This window comes from Nocardia sp. NPDC051911 (assembly GCF_040681035.1).
Classification (GTDB): Bacteria; Actinomycetota; Actinomycetes; order Mycobacteriales; family Mycobacteriaceae; genus Nocardia; species Nocardia sichangensis.
This window is the reverse complement of record NZ_JBFAXY010000046.1, coordinates 24,697-42,290: the sequence shown is the minus strand read 5'-3', so window position 1 is coordinate 42,290 and position 17,594 is coordinate 24,697. Positions and strand designations below refer to the sequence as shown.

The window sequence follows — 17,594 nt, the reverse complement described above, 5'->3', positions numbered from 1 at the left end:
GCTCGGCCTGGCCAGAGCGCTGGCCGCGGGTACGACGGCACTCGTACTGGACAACCCGATGGCCGACTTGGACCACGACGGGCGTCGCTATCTGGACGGAATGCTACGAGCTCTCGCGGAGGAAGGGATGACAATCGTGGTCTCGGCCTGCACCGTGGATGCGCTTACTGGATGCGCGCACCACATCCTGTATATAGAGCACGGCCGAGTCCTCGCCAGTCGTTCGTGAGCCGACAGTCGGCGAGGGATACCGCGAGCGAGTAGTTGCGCCAGTCGCCCGTCGACGGCCGCCAGCACTGAAGTGGACGGAGTTCGCGACAGCGACACGCTGGCGACGCTGCACGGCGCTCTGTGAGTCGAGCTGAGGACACTGCTGACCAGCAGGTTGCGCCACGTCGCCCAGTCCGGCCTCGGCCAAAATGATCACATCCGGCCATCACCGAAAATTGTGGTCCCCATCCGCCGCCGGCAGCGGTAGCGTAATTGTCAGCGTGCAGGCCATATGACCAAGGCGGGCGAGGGAAGCGGACACCGAACGCGGCGATAGCCGCGCATGGGGCGTGAGTCGACCCGACCGTCACCTGTGTACAGCAATTACTGGCTTGTGAGAAAGAGCCGCACTCATGACCGGCCACATCTCCTCCCGCGAGGTCGATCCCCACCGCGAGCCCGGCCGTGATCCGTGGGACGAGTTCTTCTTCCTGTTCCTGAATCCGACCCGCACCTACAGTTGCGGGTTCTGGAACCACCGTGAGGACACACTCGAACAAGCCCAACTGAACAAGATCGACCTCGCGTTGGGCAAATGCGACCTGCGGCCCGGGATGACCCTGCTCGATGTCGGTTGCGGGTGGGGATCGGCCCTGCTGCGCGCGATGGACACCCACCAGGTGAACACGATCGGATTGACCGTCAGCCGCAGTCAATACCGGTACGTGCGCGACCAGCTCGTCGACCGGCTCGCGCGCGGACATCCGTGCGGCCGGTTTGGCTGCAGCGCTGGGAAGCCTTCGACGGCCACGCCGACCGCATCGTGTGCATCGACGCCTTCGAACACTTCCACCAGGACAGCTATGGCGAGTTCTTCCAGTTCGCCCACCACGCCCTGCCCGCCGGGGGTGTGCTGCTGCTGCAAACCATCGTCGGCCACCATCGCGACGAGCGGTGCGCCCACGATATCGAGCACACCGGCATCGATGACGCGTTCATGCAGTTCCTCACCGGCACGATCTTCGCCGGTGGCCCGCTACTGCCCCCGACCGGCCGCGGCTCCGAGGGCGTCACCGCGTACGCCGAAGACGCCGGCTTCACTGTCACCGGCATCCAGGCGATGGGACCGCACTACGCCACCACCCTGGACCACTGGGCGAATGCCCTGCGCGAACACCGCGACCGCGCTATCGAGCTCACCGGACCCGGCATCTACAACGCCTGCCTCAGCGTCTCGTAGTGCACATCGGCCAGTGGTGCGATGGCCTGCGGGGCGGCATGGGAAGATCTGTACCCATCCGGAGGCTCGAAAGCCAGACGAACTGCCTCTCACGAATCTCGGGCGGGTAACGCTTCGGCATTAAGCAGACCATCGTCCTCGATGACAGGCCCCAAGCCCGACGGTTCACTGCGCCTGATAGTCGGATCTACTGTACGGAGGCGTGGCGGTCAGTTGAGGAGAACGAATCCCGCGGCGGTCGAGCGCGTGCTGCAGGTCGCTGATCGTTAGACTATTCAGCGAATCCCTAATCATTCCGGGTGTTGTCGTTGTGAGGGGCAGATCGCAGGGTACGACGATGACGCCGCACCCTGCGGCTGCCGCTGCCGCGGCTCCAGTCGGGGAATCCTCGATCGCGACGCACTGATCGGTCTGGACGCCCAGCAGTTCGGCGGCGCGGATGTATGGCTCAGGAGCAGGTTTGCCGTTGGTTACGTCGCCACCACACACCGAGGCGTCGAAATAGTGCAGCCCGATCGCATGTATGGCGATATTCGCCAAGGTGCGTGGGGTGTTGGTGACCAAGGCCGACCGCAGGCCAGCCGCGCGCGTGTTCCGCAACGCTGCCAGGGCACCTGGACGCCATGGCACCGGATAGGTATAGACCTCAACGAGTCGTTGATTGATCCATTGCTCTGCTGCGCGGAGATTGTGTCCGGTGGCCTGAATCCCGCACGCCGCCACCATGGCGTGCAACACCTCTGAGACTGTCGAGCCGACCAGACGCACGTAGTCGTCGGCGGGAGGCGCGCCAACTCGCACTGCAATATATTCGGCGACGGCGTCGAGCCACGATTTTTCCGTGTCCAAGAGCGTCCCGTCGAGATCCCATAACACGGCACGTAGTACGGGCGAGGCGTTCACGCGGCGGGTATGTGTGAGCGGGGCTGGAATGCGATCGCGTTGAAGCGGTACGGTGCGTTGCCGTAGCCGTCGATCGTCTGGTCGTCGACCTCGATGTTCGTCAGACCGGCTTTTGCCAGTTCGCTATGGATCCACTCCCGTCTGTAGTACAGGTGATCGAGCCCCTGGTAGCGGCTGAGGTAGGCGGCGCGCCCGCCTGCCGCTTCGACGCGGAACCGATGAGCCGCATCAGCTTTGACGACATCCGGTATGTCGAGGATGGCCACGCCGTGGCGGGCCTTCGCGGCCATCGCCGTGATGACATGGTGGGCGTAGTCGAGTGAGGGGAAGTACAGAAAGACTCCGCAGGAGACGACGACATCGACCTGGGCTGCACTATCGAGGTCTATGGCGTCGGCCACCGCGAAGTCGCCTCGAGGAAAGGCGGCGCGGGCGATGTCGATCAGCGAAGCCGATTGGTCGATCCCGCCGACGCGGCATCCCATGATATCCAGATCGTACAGAAAGGCACCTGCCCCACAGCCGACATCGAACACGGACATGCCGGGCGCAAGATTAAGCCGTTTTGCAGTGCGTTGCACGAAGCTGGTCCAGGCAGATGGCTGCATGCCACTGAACGCGCTGTCGAGACCATCAGCTGCCATCAGCTGCGCCAGGGTCGAACCGGCCGCCGGATCCAGGTGGCGGTTATCCCAGATACGTTTCCAAGCTGCGGATCCGGTCATGTTCGGGCCGCCTTCCACTGCGGCAGCGCCGGTTCGAACGAGTCGGCCGCAACCGGCGACGAATCGGTATGGTTCGGACCGTGCGGCTCATAGAGCCGGACCTCCTTTGCCCAGTCCGGACCGTACAGGCCGTCGAGATAACGGTGCGCGGCGTAACTCGGCACGCTATACAGGTCCAGCGGGCCGAACGGGCGGCGGCACAGCAGCTCGAATTCAGACGGATCGAAGTAGTCGCTGGGCCACCGGGCACGGGCGGCCTCCGTGTGGTACACGAGCTTGTTGTCGATATCGGCCATGGGAAAGATGTGCACAAATGGGTAGCGGAACGGCGCGGTGTCGAACGGGTCGTTCGATGTCGACTCGTGGCTGTCGAGTGCGAATATCTTGAGGAAGTAGCGCGAGTCCGCGATGTCAAATCCATGTCGGATCAGCAGTGGCCGCGCTCGACCCATTACGGTCTCGAGGTCGTCGGCGCGGATCGCCAGATCCACGTCGTCGTCCCAAGGAATCAGCCCGCCATGACGCAGCGAACCCAGCAGCGTCCCACCGATCATCGTGTAGCGAATGCCGAGCATCGTGAACAAGGCATCGGTGATCGCCGTCGCCCAGTAGAGTCGATCGATGACATCCTGGCGGACCCGTGGCAATTCCATGTCAACTACCCTGTCTCGGAGAGGTATTCATTCTGCAGTGGATAGGACCGCGGTCAGCGCCGCAATTACGCGGGTGTTTTCCGCTGCTGTCCGACAGGAGATGCGGATATAGCGGTGCGCGTCCGGCATCGACTTGTTCGTGCAGTCCTTGACGAGGACTCCGTGTCGGTGCAGCAATTCCTCGGTCACCTCGCGTGCGGTCCGCGTGCCGAGCAGCCGGAGCAACACGAAGTTGGCGTCCGGCTCGAGTACAGTCACCCCGGGCACGGTGCGCAGTTCCCGGTAGAACTCGGCTCGGTCGTGACGCACCCGCGCGATGCTCGCCTGGTATTGGTCGGCGAACCCGGGAAGCCTCCGCAGGAAGGCTTCGGCGAGGCCGTTGATGTTCCAGACGGGCAACTCTGCGAGCACGCGCTCGCGCAGGACGGTGTCCGCGGTCGCCAAGAATCCGAGCCGTAGTCCGCCAACGCCGTACGCCTTGCTCATGCTCTTGATCACCGTCAGATTCGGGTGAGTCGACAGCTCGTCGAGAACACTGGAGTCCGCGGAATGAAAGTCGACGAACGACTCGTCAACGATCAACCGCATGTTCTGGTCTGCGAGTAGCTTGCACGCCAACAGCAGATCTTCCCGAGGTACCGCGATCGACGTCGGATTGTTCGGCGATGTGACGACAACGGCTTTTGCCTGTGTTCGGGTAGCTTGCTCGACGCAGCGCCTGCTGTCGAACCGGAACTCCGGCGGCGCGAGTTCGATATGGTGGCCACGTGTCCGGGCAAACGCGGCTTCGTATTCGTTGAAACCCGGCACGACCAAGGCGACGTCCTCGAGTATCCGGCCGAGCGCGGTAATCAGTTCGGACGCTCCGTTAGCTACCACCAGATGCTCGGCAGGTACGCCGACTACCGCTGCCAGCAGACGCTGCAAGGCAGCGCTGCCCAGCGGATAGGCAGTCAGCGACTGCGTCAGATCGTCCGCCAGCTGCTGTATCAGTTCTCCGGGCGGAAAATACGGGTTGATCATCAAACGGTGATCCGCGATATCGAAACGCCAATATCCACCGTGCAGACCTTCTAGGAAGGGCAATCGGTCGGCACGTGCACTGAAGACGTAATCCGCCGCAATGACATCACTCACGTCGTCGACTTCGTACCATCTAATATCTGTGCAGTCGACCGCACGAACGGTGTAATTGCCCCGCCGAACCGTGAGTGCCAACACCTGCTCATAAAATTCGTTGCATCCGCCCGCCGTAACCAATTCTTCCAGCAGCGGCACAAATTCCTCTCGCAAATATTTCGCGCGCAGCACATGCACATTCACTGTCTTGCGTGCGGTCCGCGGTACATCGATCCGATCGTGAGTAGACAGGAACTCGACGATGCGCCCACTGGCGTCCACATCTGCGACGGTCCCGTTCATGCCCGGACGCAACGCGGAGACACCCGATGCCGCATCGTCAGACGCCGCGGCTAATCGGACCAGCAGATCGGAGTCGAAGACCACGTCGCCGTCCAGTACGAAAATGTCCTGATCCAAGTGGTGGCGAGCCATCCAGAGTGAGTAAGCATTGTTCGTGGAGTCGTATCGGTCTACCGGTACATAGACCACATCCATGTCTGCGAATCGGCTGCCGATCGACGTTCGGATTCTATTGGACCGGTGCCCCACTACCAACACGGTCTCCCGCACACCTGCCGATGCCAATTGCTCCAGAACTCGGTGCAAGATCGGCCGTCCACCGACCTGAGTCAAACTTTTGGGAACGCCGCCACCAATCCTGCGTCCCGAGCCAGCCGCGAGAATAATGGCCTTTTCCACCGGCTTATATCCAACGACGGGCATGCTTCTCCTCCAGTTAGTGGCCGCAATCTGAAACTGGCAATGCACAGTTCGGGACCGCTAACTGCGGCAGTGAATCAGCGAGAGACGTGATGCTGGCCCATCAGCGGATCGCCGGTGACCATCCCGCACCCATGGTGTCTGATAGGGATGCCCGAAACATCCGGATGCCTTTTCGACATTGACAAACCTACGTACGTAGCCGGGAAATCCATGATCCCGATTGTCGAATTATGGTGGAGTGCTTTCAATCGCGCCCCTGAAGTGCGACATGCCGCACGATGATAGAACGGTCCGGTCGTGAGAGTGACCGCCACGAGATCGCGCCGGAGAGCTGGGTGATGCGATGCTGCCGGCGGGGCGTGCGGGAATGGCTGTTTCCCTTGGCTGGCGGTGGCGGGTAAGCCAGACTGTCTCGAGGTCGAGCAGTCGCCTTCTGCGAGCGCTATCGGCTGCCATCCCTGCTAGGAAGCGGGCCGTCACCGGGTGACGATCTTCCTCAGCGCCCACCCTGTAGTCCAGAAGCGACATCCACTGGGTTCTGGCTGAAGGACTGTGAGCTTGCTCGTCGGGTGTCGGGAAGACGGACCTTGACAATGTATGTAGCGATCCCTACAGTGGGGATATGGCGAAGAAACCTGATGTCGGTGTGACCGACTCGCGGGAGCAGTTGCTGGATGTGGCCGAGCGGCTGATGAGCGCGAACGGTTATGCGGGTACCGCGGTGTCGGTGATTTGCAAGGAAGCGGGGGTCGCGCCGACGTCGCTGTATTGGCATTTCGGCAGCAAGGAGGGGCTGCTGGCGGGGGTGATGGAGCGGGGGGCGGCGCGCTGGTTCGATGCCCTCCCGCGATTGACCGACACAGTCTTCGATAGCGAGTCCCGGGAGAGCGTCCTCATCGAGCAGGGTGCGGCTGCGGTCGGTGCATACCCCGTGTTCTTGCGCCTGTTCTATCTGCTGGCTTTGGAGGGCGCCGGCGACGAGGTTGCCAGTGAGTTGGTCAAACGTGTCCGAGTGCGGGCGTGTAGTTACTTCGCCGAAGCGATCGCCGGGCTGCTCGCCCCGACTGTCGGACAGCCGATCGCCGGGATCGCTGCTGCCGAGCTGGCCCGGTTCGCGGTCGCGTTCTCCGATGGCTGTTTCTTCGCAACCCAGCTCGAGTCCGATGAGGTCGACCTGCGGCGCATGTATGCCGACCTTGTGACTGCGCTGCAAGCGTTGGCACCGGCCGCGATCGATCGCGCGCGGCGTATGGCCACGGTTCCTGAGGAGGAGTAATGACTGCATTCGCCGGTATCCCGGCCGCGTACCTCGAAGGTGAGTTGGCGCCGGTCAGTACCGAATACACGGCCTGGGACCTGCCGGTGGTCGGCAGTATTCCACCCGAACTCGATGGACTGTATCTGCGTAACGGGCCGAACCCGCCGCCGGTACCGTATGCGGGCCCGTATCACTGGTTTATGCCCGACGGCATGCTGCACGGCGTGCGGATCCGCGACGGTAAGGCCCTGTGGTACCGCAACAGGTGGATACGCACCGCCACCTTGGCGGACAAGCTGGATACCCGTCCAGCACCCGGTCCCGCCGATATCGCTTTGATCCCCAACACTTCCAACACCAACGTGATCACGCACGCGGGTCGGGTGCTCACGCTGGCCGAGTGGGGGCTGCCCCACGAGGTCGACTGCGACTTGAATACGATTGGCCGCTACGATTTTGGTGGTGCCCTGGCGGCGCCGATGACTGCTCACCCCAAGATTGATCCACGCACCGGAGAGTTGTTTCTGATCAGCTTCGGGCCTGTCGAACCGTATCTGCAGTACTTCGTCGCCGACGCGGCCGGAGCGCTGGTGCGGCATGAGGTTATTGATGTCAAGGGGCCGTCGCTGATGCACGACTGGGCCATGACCGAAAACCACGTGCTGTTCCTCGATCTGCCGATCGTGTTCGACGCCGCCTACGGGGCCGAAGCCGGATTCCCGTACCGCTGGGACGACAACTACGGTGCCCGGATCGGTGTCATGCCCAAGACCGGGACCAGCGCCGATGTACGGTGGTTCGACGTCGAACCGTGCATGATAGTCCACACCCTCAATGCCTACGAGAACGGCGGTGAGATCGTCCTGGAGGCCGCCCGCTACTGCGACGCGGTGCGTGACCGCTGGAGCCCGGACGTGCTGGCCATCGATGTCGGCGCCACACTGCATCGCTGGCACCTCGATACGATCACCGGCCGCGTGCGCGAAGAGGCGCTCGATGATCGTAGCTTCGAGTTTCCCCAATTGAATCCGGCGAAGCTCGGCATTGCAAACCACGTCGGCTACGGAGTCGAGACGAGCCAAGGCCAACGCTCGAGTTTCGGCGGGCTGCTCAAATGGGACCTCACCACCGGCACGTGCCAGCACCACGATGTCGGCGCAGGCCGCGTCGCCGCCGAGGCGACATTCGTCCCACACCTGAACGCCCGCGCCGAGGACGAGGGCTGGCTGCTGTCCTACATTTACGATGCCGCCCGTGACGCCAGTGATCTGGTGATCGTCGACGCCACCGATTTCACCGCCGCGCCGCAGGCGGTGATTCGTCTGCCGCACCGTGTTCCGCTCGGATTCCACGGCACCTGGGTCCCGATGAGCAAAGGAGCAGCCGGATGAGCGTCTCGCGCACAGTTCTGATTACTGGTGGAACCGGCAGTCTCGGCTACCGGACTGCCGAGGCCATCCTCGCTGCCGACTCGAGCTGGCAGGTTGTCATCACCGGCCGCGGTCAGGACCGAGTTCACGCGGCTGCCCGCAGCCTGGGCGACCGGGCTGTAGGCGTTCCTCTGGATTTAGCCTCCCTCGACAGAGTTCGCCACTTCGGGCGCGAGTTCGGTGAACACCAATTGCCGCCACTGCATGCGATCGTCTGCAATGCCGGTGTTCAGATCGTCTCCGGCACGGTTTTGACCGTCGACGGGATCGAGCAGACCTTCGCGGTCAACCATCTCGCACACTTTCTTCTGGTCCGCGAACTGCTGCCCAAGCTGCGGACACCAGGTCGGATTATCTTCGTCGCGAGCGACACCCACGATCCCACCAAGCCGACCGGCATGCCTGCCCCGTCCTACAGCACAGCCTGGGATCTGGCCCATCCCGACGTCGCCGACAACGCTTCAAGGCCTGGATCGATCGGCCGTCGTCGTTACACCACATCCAAACTGTGCAACGTGCTGACTACCTACGAGCTGGCCCGGCAGCTCGATTCCGGCACCGTGCCGCCGAAGATCACCGTCAACGCGTTCGACCCCGGCCTGATGCCCGGCACCGGACTCGGCCGCGACTACCACGGAATACAAGGTTTGGCCTGGCGCTATCTACTCCCGGCCCTGACCGCTGTGCCAGGCATCAACGTCCATACCTCCCGCCGCTCCGGACAGGCCCTGGCTCGGTTGGTCCTCAGCCCTGATCTGGCCACCGTCACCGGGAAATATTTTTCCGGCTACCGTCAGATTCGGTCGTCCGCTGACTCCTACGACCTGGACAAGGCCGAGGATCTTTGGACAACCAGCATTAAACTCACCGAGACACCTCACCTATGATTTGAACGGGGAGCCCCACGTGGTGTTCGGTAAGCCGTTCGGTTCACGGAACACCACACTCGCAGGACTGAGGCCTTGGCCAGGGTGTCTTGCAGAGGTATTCCGCGAACTGGTCCGAATCGCGCGACTGCTCGTCCTCACAGTGCTGCCCGATCGGATTCTCGTCGACAAGGGGTTTTCCGGCACCACCAACCGCACCGGCCTGAACAGTGCTTCCACCCCGGCACCATCGATCGCGGCCAGATCGTTGCCGTGGCCGGTGCGAGGTGGGCGATCGAGGAATGCTTCCAAGCCGCCAAAAGCCAATGTGGCCTCGACCACTACCAAGTCCGCAAATACGACGCCTAGTACCGGCACATCACCCTGGCCATGCTCGCCGACGCCTTCCATGCCGTCACCGACCCAAAAGCCCACGCGGGCTGGGCCCAATCACAGTCGCCGAAGTCCGCCGTCTCTGGCGATAGCGCTCCACCTCACCCACGCCCTCGCCGCTTCCCGCTGGCGCCGACACCATCAACACCGCGCCCGACGAACCCGCTACCAACGGACCCGATTACCAAAGTAACGAAGTACAACTGTCGTGCTAGCCGACGCGCAGTCGTTCGTCCGCGGCCTGCGCCGCGACTACGACGTGGTCACGGCGCAGGCCTAAGCCTGTCCTGAAACAGCGGCGCTGTCGAAGGCCACATCAACCGGACTCGCTACGTCTGCTGATTCGGTCGCCCAGTGCCGCCATGGTCAGAAGGAACTCTGCCGCCACGGCAGCGGGCCACCACGTCCAGCGCGGACCGGGATTCATAACTGGTGGTCTTTGGCTCGTGCGGTCTTTATAGCCTTGCTGAGGAAAGGTCGGGCAAGCGCCTCGGGGGCCCCAGCCCACGCAGACATGAATCGAGTAAGAGGGTCTATTGCAATGTGGGCTTTGCGGCGTTCGAGACCGCTCAGCAGCGCATTCGCGACGACATCGGGCTCGACTGGAGCGATAGCGCCGGCCACCGCAGTGGTCTCAGGTGGCCGACGAAGCCTTTCGGACTCGAATCCGGGAGTCTTGGTGTCCGGCGGGTAGAGAACGGATATGTCGACTCCGGTGCCCTGCAGTTCATACCTCAAAGTCTGTGCGTAAGCGCGCACTGCAGCCTTCGTCGGGCAGTACCCCGATAACCCGACCACTCCTAGTAGGCCCGCAGTAGAACTCGTGAGAACAATTCGCCCCGCACCCCTGGCAACCATCGCGGGTAAAACCGCTCCGACAGCATTTACTGCACCCATGTAATTCACTGACATCTGTTGCGCGATGTCATCTATGGTGAGCTGATCAGGTCGTCCTGGAATCACAATTCCTGCGCAGCAGAATATGACGTCGCATGCGCCCACTGCATCCTCCAGTTCGTGGATGGCCTCGAACAGCGCGGCGGCGTCAACGACGTCTACACTTGCCCAGTGTGCACCGGTCCTCCGGGAGGTTTCGATTAGAGCGGCTCTTCTCCGCGCCAAGATAGAAACTCTGGCACCGGCTTCGCTGAATGCAGCCGCCGCTGCGGCGCCGATCCCCAGTGAGCCGCCCGTTATGATGACATGTTGCCCCTGCCAACATGTTGCACCTCTAAGTTTTTTCCTATGAAGTGGCATCGGCATCTGCCCGAGTTTCTGAGAACTGCGGTGAATCAGACAAGTAAATCCCCTCTGAAGCTATTTTTTGATTCATAGCATCACCAGGCCCCGTTTATCCTGGCGGGCCGCACTCGATGGATTACGACTCGCTTACCACCTAATGCATGGCTTCCCGTGACTACCTCCGAAAGCCGGTCGATCCCGCGAGTCCTGCCCGATCCATATTGTCGGCGAGCGAGCACAGGATCGCATCCGTGAAGTCGGTGAACAACGTACGTACTGGTGTTGATTAAGGTGAGATCCAGTCGTTTCCGGGCTACTCCAATTTCATGGCGAGCAGCTCTGTGGGGGCTGCTCGAAGTAGCCTGTTTCCAATCAATGAGAACGCACGATATTAGAGTCCTTGTTGGCCCTGGTCGGGGCTGGACGGGAGATTGAGGGACGTGGCCGGATGTAAGCGGCATTCCGCGGAGGACATCGGGGGAGAAGCTGCGCCGTGCCGACGAGTTCGCCGCCGCGGGGCAGACCGGTGAGCAGATCGCGGTTGAGCTGAGGATGTCGGCGGCGACGTCGTACAACTGGCGTCGCCAGTACGGCGGTGTGGACGCCGATGCCGCGAAGGAGGTCGAGGAGCTGCGGGGGAGCGGACACCAGGTTGAAGCGGCTGCTGGTGGACGCGGAGTTGGAGAAAGACGCGTTGTGGGACATCGCTCGGGGAAAGGTTTAGGCCCGGCCGGCAAGCGGCGGGCTGTTGACATGCTCAATCAGGTAATGGGCGTGTCTGAATCGCCATGTTCTCACGAAACTCGCCCAGCCAAGCTTTGAAAGTTTTACCGGTGCGTCGAGGCAGATTCAGGGAAACGAGCCCGGGTTCTCGTTCATTTCTGACCAAAGCGTTCCATATAGATCGTCCCTGACATGCGCTCATTCTCGATCGAACACACCGGAATCGATCAACAGGCGTTAGCGAGATAGACCCGCTACCCCTGGGCAAACTGGGCTTCGTGTTACCAGGTGACACGATCGTGACCGCCCGTCTGCAGTGGGTTCAGGTGACTGACGGACTTTCAGTGGGAACTCACTGTGTTTCGGTGTGCGGCAAGGGGAATCGCCGCTAGTTCCGGAGAATTCTAGCGGTTGCCGGTACGGCTCGGTGGGCTGGTGGATGAATCATCGCTGCGCAGGTGCTCGGTGACGCCCGCGTAGCGGGCGGCGGTGTTGTGGGTTATGCCGAAACCAGAGTCAGGTGCAGCGGGTCGGGGTCGGCGGTGAGGGCTCGTGGAGGATGCGGTCGACGGTGCAGCCGCTCAGCTGCATGCGCAGGCTCACGCACACACTACGTTGACGGGACGTGCATCGTGTGACCCGCGGTGGTTCCGGTCGAGTTTTGATCGGGTTCGTCATGCCGCCGAGGACGGCGAGATGTGTGACTGCCGAGCGCGTACGTTGATCGGGAGGCCGTCGGCGGGTGTGGGGCCGGTGCCCCAGGTGAGCGGTACCTGGTAGTCGGCGGGAACGCCCCACTCGTAGCGCAGTAGCATCCGGTGCATGATCGACTTCACGGTCATGCCTCCGAAGTGCATGCCGATGCATTTGTGTGCGCCGCCGCCGAACGGCGACCAGGCGTAGCGGTGCACTCGGTCCTCACGGCGGTGTTCGGCGAAGCGTTCGGGGTCGAACTGGTCCGGGCGGGGCCACCACTGGGCCAGCCGCATGGAGGGATAGGCGGCGATGAGGATGTCGGTGTCGGCTGGCACGTAGCGGCCTAGGATTTCGGTGTCCGCGAGCGTGCGGCGCATCATCACTCCCGCGGGCGCGTACATGCGTAGCGTCTCCTTGAACGCCAGGTCCAGCGAGGGCAGCCGGTCCAGGTCTTCGTAATCGAGGTGCTCCTTGCCCAGCGCGATCGCCTCTGTGCGCAGCCGTTCCTGCCAGTGTGGGTTCTTGCCGAGTAGGTAGGTGAGCATGGACAGGGTGATGGCGCTGGTGTCGTGGGCCGCCATGAGGACGAAGATCATGTGGTTGACGACATCATCGTCGGTGAAGGTTTCGCCAGTGTCGCTGGTGGCGTGGCACAGCACGCTGAACAGATCGGAGCCCTCGCCCGCTCGTTTGGCCGGCAGCTGGGCGCGGAAGTATTGCTCCAAGAGTTTTCGGCCGTGCAGCCCGCGCGACCAGGTTCCCCCTGGCACCGATGTCCGGATAAGCGACTTTCCACCGGCCACGGTGTGCTCGAACGCGTGCTCCAACCGCTGAGCGTCCGGCCCGAGTTGCGCGCCGACGAAGACCTCGGTCGCGAGATTCAGTAACATTTGTTTCACGTTGTCGTACAAGAGGAATCCCGGCTTCGGACGCCAGGACTCGAGTTCCCGTTCGATGCCCGGCCGCATCAGGTCGAGGTAGCTGATCAGGCGGGGCCGTGTGAACGCCTGCTGCATGATGCGCCGGTGGTGCAGGTGCTCTTCGAAGTCCAGCAGCATGATGCCGCGCCGGAAGAACGGCCCGATCCAATACTCCCAGCCCTTCTCGCTGGAGAAGACCTTGTCCTTGTTGCTCCAGACCACCTCCAGCGCGGCCGGTCCGAGCACAGTGACCGCGCGGCGGCCGAAGATGTTCGTCCACGACACCTCGCCGTACTTGTCTAAGGCGTTGCGCGCCCCCACGAGCGGGTCTATTAAGAGGCGCAGTGAGTGTCCGACCAACGGCGCCCCCGGATCTCCGAGGACCGGTAGCAGGTTGCTCCCGACCGGAGGTTCGGCGAGCGCTGTCGCCCGGGCAGGATAGCGATCCGCTAGGTCGGCGGTGTACTCCTCGAGTCTGCGACGGATTCCTGCGTTCATGTGGTGTCCTTTTGCTGCGGTCCCGCCATCGGGGACGGTCCAGTATGCCTGACAGCTTCATCAATCCGCTATCTGCGATCAGCGTTTATCGCTTTCGACACAACCTGGATTGATCGACGGGCCTCGTCCGGTATCTATGGTACGTCTCTCCAAATGCCAGCGCCATCCCATCGGCAGTTGAAGATTCCGTGCCCGAAGCGCACTGAGGAATTCTGCGTATCCCTCACGGGCCTCGCCGAGGTGAAACCACGCCTGGTGCCAGATTTCGGTATCGGCCGAATGAACCACAGTCCACCACGCTTGGGCGTATGACCTTGCCACGTGGCTGATCACTTCGCCGAGCGAATGTGTGTGTTTGCGCGCGCTCTTCATCCGCGGGATGTTTTGTGCTGCCCACTCGTCGATCTCGCTCACAACTCTATCGATTTCTGAGCGCAGTTGCTCGCCGTCGAAGCGCTTCGGCTGAAATTTCTGATCGATCCGAGAGGGAATCAATTCTGCATAAAGATCGCCGAGCTCTCTTGCCCATTCGGCGAGTGGTAAGGTGATCACGCTGCGCCCCGCAATTGCCTGAATCAGATCCGAAGGTTCCAAGAGAGAGGCCATCATAGTCGATGATGTCTCGTCGCAGAAATGCGTGGAAGGTGGGTCATTTCCATCTGGATGCATGGCTTACCGCCGAACCGGCAAGTCGTTCTGACGGGTCTCTTTGTCTTTCTCCATCGATACGCCGAAGATCCAGACGTCTGGAGGCTGTGGGTTGATCCATTGATTCGTGACGGCCACGGTCGACCCCTCCTCGCTCGATAGACCATTCGGCCTGATTCCCTTGTTCGGCCGACTTTAGGAACAATCTGGACCGATGGCAATTAGCGGTTTCAAAGGGAAGGTATAATGAAATAGTTATGATTCCGATGGATTGTTGGTCATGCGGCAACTCGAAGGGCTGGGCCGATCTTATGGCGCGAAGGTAAAGATGCCTTCGTCATGGAGGCGTTGACGACGCTGCCACCCTAAGGGGAGGTCGCTTGTGCGTGTGGATCTGCGGCTCGCTGTTGGTGCGACCGTCGACTCCGTTGAGATCGATCCGCGCGCCGGGCAGGCCAGCCGGCTGGTAGCGGCTAGGGCCGAATTCCTAAGCCTCAAACGTTTGGCCGATCTCGCCACGCATGCTCGGTTAGGCTCGATCGGGGCGCGCCGGTGTATCAGGAGCTGTTGGCCAGCCAGTCAGTGACGTGTTCGACGGGCTGGCGGTCGGCGTCGATCCAGTGCACTCTGGGGTCCCGGCGGAACCAGGATCGCTGTCTGCGTACGTAGCGACGTGTAGCGATGGACATTCGGTGTTGCGCTTCCGCGAGGTCGTAATCGCCGTCCAGATGTGCAAGTACTTGTGCGTATCCGATGGCGCGGCGTGCGGTGATGCCGTCACGCAAACCCGCCTCGGCCAGCCCAACGACTTCCTCGACGAAGCCCTGGGCGAACATCTGCGCGGTGCGGGCGGTGATGCGTGCGTCCAACGTGTCGGTTGCCCGGTCGACTCCGATAATCGCTGTGTTCCAGCGGGCTTCGCCCGCCCTCGGTACCGAGGCGGCAAACGGCCTCCCAGTGATCTCCACCACCTCGAGCGCGCGGACCGTGCGCCGGGTGTCGGTCGGTGGAATGATGCTGGCCGCTGCAGGGTCGGCCGTGCGCAGCGCCGCATGTAGCGCCGCGCGTCCACCGAGAGTCAACACCCTTTCCCATCGCTCCCGTACCAGTGGGTCGGTGGTCGGGAGTCGCCACTGATCAAGCAACGCTTGGATATACATCATCGAGCCGCCGACAATGACCGGCACCGCGCCGCGCGCCATGATTGCCTCGACGGCGGCTCCGGCCTCGTACTGATACTGGGCGACTGTCGAGGTCTGCGTGACATCGAGCACGTCGAGTTGGTGATGCGCGATGCCGCGCCGATGCGACAGAGGCACTTTGGCTGTGCCGATGTCCATTCCCCAGAATCGCTGCATCGCGTCGGCGTTGACGATTTCGCCGCCGAGTCGCATCGCTAGTTCCAAGCCTAGATCGGATTTGCCTGACGCGGTCGGGCCGACGACGGCGATCGGCCGGATCGGTCGGCTCATGACTGTGGTGCCGCTGCGAAACCGGTACCGTCAGAGTTTCCGTGGTAGGCGGTCACGGTTGGTGCGTTCTCAGTGCTATCTGGTGCGAGGTGGGTGAATGCGGTGCTGATGTCGGTGGTGACAACGAGTCGATCTAGTGCCGAACGCCGGACTAGTCCTTGGGCGTGCAGAGTGGTGAGCCATTCGAGCAGCCCGCAGTAATGGCCCGCAGGGTCGAGGAGGACTATGGGTTTATGGTGAACGCCGAGGTAGCCTGACACCCAGGTTTCGACTAGTTCCTCGAGTGTTCCGATACCGCCGGGCAGGGTGAGGAAGGCGTCAGCGCGTTCGATCATGATGCGTTTGCGTTCGGCGAGGGTGTCGGTCATGATCAGCTCGTCCGCATCGAGGTCGGCAAGCTCTCGTTGTGCGAACATCACCGGGATGACGCCCGTGGTGTGAGCACCGGCGGCCCTCGCCGCACGCGCCACGGCGCCCATCATGGCGATGGTGCCACCGCCGGAGATCAGCCGCCATCCGCGTCTGCCGATTTGGGTGCCGACCGCGGCGGCTAGGCGCAGGCAATCGGGATCGTCACCGCCAGAGGCACAGTAGACACATATGGTTACGCTCACCGGGCGAACCTTTCGGAGATAGACATCGGATCGTGGGACGATGCGGCGATGAAGAAGGGGCGTTCGTTGGGTTGGCCGATGCTTAGGAGGCCAAGTCCGCCGCCGACGGGTGACGGGATGGCGGTGATGCCGTATTTTGGGAAGTCCCCGGCTGAGGTGCTGCGCCGCGACGGTGGTAACGCGAACCGTGACGATATCGCCGACGCGCATGAATCCTTTTTCGGTGGGCTGGAAGTGGGCCAGTCGCCCGTTGCGGGTGCTCATCCAAGCGGTGGTCGCGTTCCCTCGCCCGGGTGTCGAAGGCATTCCTCCTCCTTGCCGATCGGCGAACAGCTGGCTTCTAGCGGTAGCCGTTCTGGCTGAGGAACCGCACCGCATCGACGGGAGGATGTCGAGCGTGCAAGCGTTGTGCTGTTGACCAAGATCGGCCCCACGCGGCGCAAGACTGTCGTATAGCCGACAGAGCGGCCGGGAACGCCTTGAGCGAACCGGCGATCTCGACTTGGGCGTCGTCGTTTTGTCGGCCGTGTGCCAGCAAAACCTCTTGCGAGGCGATGTTGGGCGCGCCGAACTCGACGTCCGACTGGGGTCCACGTCGTCTGCGGCCAAGCCGAGTGTCGCGGAGATCACCGTTACCGAAACGGGCATTGCACTCTCAGCGATCACGTCGAAACATGCCCACTCGCCGAGCACGTGGACCAGCCGAGCCGCGGCCAGCACCGCGACAACTCGATAGGACGCCGCCTCAATGGACACGGCCACGGCCAGTGGATGCAGACGCCCATGATTGCGGGCCGGTCCAGCCACAGCAACAACCAACCTGCGGCCTTCGACATATGCGGCTGCGGCGGAGCGCGCCGGGGTTCGCAAGCTCCCAGTTGCATTGAAGGCGGCCTTATCTGAGAGATGAAAGGATGTATTGACGCCGCCACGGATATCAATATCCGACACCACGGACTGCGCAGCGAGACCCCCAGCGTGCCGCATAACTGCTGTGGCAACGGACGTACGCTCATACGACTCGGCCAGCACATCTTCATCGTCCGGAGGGAAACGCGGCAGACTCCGGACCGCTCGCGAGCGGGTCATACAACACAACCAATCCAACCGGGCGACGCGACCGCCATCACGCCCCCGTAACGACCTAAACGAATATTCCCCTGTAGATACTCCAAACAGGGCTTTCGCATTCTCCTTTTCAGGGAGAGCGAAAACCCTGCAGCTGTGATCCACAGTCTCCAGTTTGGAGTGGGTCTGA

Annotated in this window: 13 protein-coding genes and 2 pseudogenes; 6 read left to right on the top strand and 9 right to left on the bottom strand. The window is 62.3% G+C overall.

The annotated features are described in order from the left end of the window. The 3 genes and pseudogenes from AB0L97_RS35505 to AB0L97_RS35495 form a co-directional block, all read left to right on the top strand. A pseudogene (locus tag AB0L97_RS35505) lies at window positions 1-229 on the top strand (ABC transporter ATP-binding protein); the annotation flags it as partial. Between the two features lie 394 nt (window positions 230-623). Next, window positions 624-938: pseudogene (locus AB0L97_RS35500) on the top strand (class I SAM-dependent methyltransferase); the annotation flags it as partial. Window positions 939-976: 38 nt separating this feature from the next. Further along, window positions 977-1,450, top strand: a complete 474-nt coding sequence (locus AB0L97_RS35495; RefSeq protein ID WP_364438571.1) for a class I SAM-dependent methyltransferase — start codon at window positions 977-979, stop codon at window positions 1,448-1,450. Window positions 1,451-1,615: 165 nt separating this feature from the next. Here AB0L97_RS35495 and AB0L97_RS35490 read toward each other — a convergent pair whose 3' ends face one another. The 4 genes from AB0L97_RS35490 to AB0L97_RS35475 all read right to left on the bottom strand — a co-directional run bounded on the left by AB0L97_RS35490 (window position 1,616) and on the right by AB0L97_RS35475 (window position 5,576). Continuing rightward, window positions 1,616-2,353, bottom strand: coding sequence for an HAD family phosphatase (locus AB0L97_RS35490; protein WP_364438568.1), 738 nt, complete (start codon window positions 2,351-2,353; stop codon window positions 1,616-1,618). Continuing rightward, entirely contained in the window at window positions 2,350-3,078 is a 729-nt protein-coding gene (locus AB0L97_RS35485; protein ID WP_364438565.1) for a methyltransferase domain-containing protein, read from the bottom strand. Before AB0L97_RS35485 ends, AB0L97_RS35490 begins: the two co-directional genes overlap by 4 nt. Then, on the bottom strand, window positions 3,075-3,653 hold the full coding sequence (locus tag AB0L97_RS35480; RefSeq protein WP_364438577.1) for a LicD family protein: 579 nt from the start codon (window positions 3,651-3,653) through the stop codon (window positions 3,075-3,077). Before AB0L97_RS35480 ends, AB0L97_RS35485 begins: the two co-directional genes overlap by 4 nt. A gap of 105 nt (window positions 3,654-3,758) precedes the next feature. Continuing rightward, complete coding sequence (locus AB0L97_RS35475) at window positions 3,759-5,576, bottom strand: aminotransferase class I/II-fold pyridoxal phosphate-dependent enzyme (protein WP_364438562.1); 1,818 nt, start codon at window positions 5,574-5,576, stop codon at window positions 3,759-3,761. A gap of 622 nt (window positions 5,577-6,198) precedes the next feature. Here AB0L97_RS35475 and AB0L97_RS35470 point away from each other — a divergent pair. From AB0L97_RS35470 to AB0L97_RS35460, 3 genes are read left to right on the top strand one after another with little or no spacing between them, the layout of a single operon-like run. Then, window positions 6,199-6,852, top strand: coding sequence for a TetR/AcrR family transcriptional regulator (locus AB0L97_RS35470; RefSeq protein WP_364438559.1), 654 nt, complete (start codon window positions 6,199-6,201; stop codon window positions 6,850-6,852). Next, complete coding sequence (locus AB0L97_RS35465; protein WP_364438556.1) at window positions 6,852-8,225, top strand: carotenoid oxygenase family protein; 1,374 nt, start codon at window positions 6,852-6,854, stop codon at window positions 8,223-8,225. Before AB0L97_RS35470 ends, AB0L97_RS35465 begins: the two co-directional genes overlap by 1 nt. Beyond that, window positions 8,222-9,151 carry an SDR family NAD(P)-dependent oxidoreductase gene (locus tag AB0L97_RS35460; protein ID WP_364438553.1) on the top strand — a complete coding sequence of 310 codons (930 nt, stop codon included), beginning with the start codon at window positions 8,222-8,224 and terminating at the stop codon, window positions 9,149-9,151. Before AB0L97_RS35465 ends, AB0L97_RS35460 begins: the two co-directional genes overlap by 4 nt. 795 nt (window positions 9,152-9,946) lie before the next feature. Here AB0L97_RS35460 and AB0L97_RS35455 read toward each other — a convergent pair. The 5 genes from AB0L97_RS35455 to AB0L97_RS35435 form a co-directional block, all read right to left on the bottom strand. Further along, window positions 9,947-10,786 (bottom strand): SDR family NAD(P)-dependent oxidoreductase, encoded by an 840-nt coding sequence (locus AB0L97_RS35455; RefSeq protein ID WP_364438550.1) that lies wholly within the window; start codon window positions 10,784-10,786, stop codon window positions 9,947-9,949. A 1,376-nt stretch (window positions 10,787-12,162) separates the two neighbouring features. Then, window positions 12,163-13,602 carry a cytochrome P450 gene (locus AB0L97_RS35450; protein ID WP_364438547.1) on the bottom strand — a complete coding sequence of 480 codons (1,440 nt, stop codon included), beginning with the start codon at window positions 13,600-13,602 and terminating at the stop codon, window positions 12,163-12,165. Window positions 13,603-13,680: 78 nt separating this feature from the next. After that, window positions 13,681-14,208: a hypothetical protein gene (locus tag AB0L97_RS35445; RefSeq protein WP_364438544.1), complete on the bottom strand. Its 528-nt coding sequence runs from the start codon at window positions 14,206-14,208 to the stop codon at window positions 13,681-13,683. Between the two features lie 599 nt (window positions 14,209-14,807). Next, window positions 14,808-15,722, bottom strand: coding sequence for a tRNA (adenosine(37)-N6)-dimethylallyltransferase MiaA (gene miaA / locus AB0L97_RS35440; RefSeq protein ID WP_364438541.1), 915 nt, complete (start codon window positions 15,720-15,722; stop codon window positions 14,808-14,810). Beyond that, window positions 15,719-16,336, bottom strand: coding sequence for a TIGR00730 family Rossman fold protein (locus AB0L97_RS35435; protein WP_364438538.1), 618 nt, complete (start codon window positions 16,334-16,336; stop codon window positions 15,719-15,721). The genes miaA and AB0L97_RS35435 overlap by 4 nt, the downstream gene beginning before the upstream one ends. Window positions 16,337-17,594: the final 1,258 nt, after the last annotated feature.

Coding starts and splice junctions, on each gene's coding strand:
- miaA (WP_364438541.1), bottom strand. CDS start 15,722: ATGAGCCGACCGATCCGGCCGATCGCCGTCGTCGGCCCGACCGCGTCA.
- AB0L97_RS35450 (WP_364438547.1), bottom strand. CDS start 13,602: ATGAACGCAGGAATCCGTCGCAGACTCGAGGAGTACACCGCCGACCTA.
- AB0L97_RS35455 (WP_364438550.1), bottom strand. CDS start 10,786: ATGCCGATGCCACTTCATAGGAAAAAACTTAGAGGTGCAACATGTTGG.
- AB0L97_RS35445 (WP_364438544.1), bottom strand. CDS start 14,208: ATGGCCTCTCTCTTGGAACCTTCGGATCTGATTCAGGCAATTGCGGGG.
- AB0L97_RS35475 (WP_364438562.1), bottom strand. CDS start 5,576: ATGCCCGTCGTTGGATATAAGCCGGTGGAAAAGGCCATTATTCTCGCG.
- AB0L97_RS35460 (WP_364438553.1), top strand. CDS start 8,222: ATGAGCGTCTCGCGCACAGTTCTGATTACTGGTGGAACCGGCAGTCTC.
- AB0L97_RS35480 (WP_364438577.1), bottom strand. CDS start 3,653: ATGCTCGGCATTCGCTACACGATGATCGGTGGGACGCTGCTGGGTTCG.
- AB0L97_RS35465 (WP_364438556.1), top strand. CDS start 6,852: ATGACTGCATTCGCCGGTATCCCGGCCGCGTACCTCGAAGGTGAGTTG.
- AB0L97_RS35470 (WP_364438559.1), top strand. CDS start 6,199: ATGGCGAAGAAACCTGATGTCGGTGTGACCGACTCGCGGGAGCAGTTG.
- AB0L97_RS35485 (WP_364438565.1), bottom strand. CDS start 3,078: ATGACCGGATCCGCAGCTTGGAAACGTATCTGGGATAACCGCCACCTG.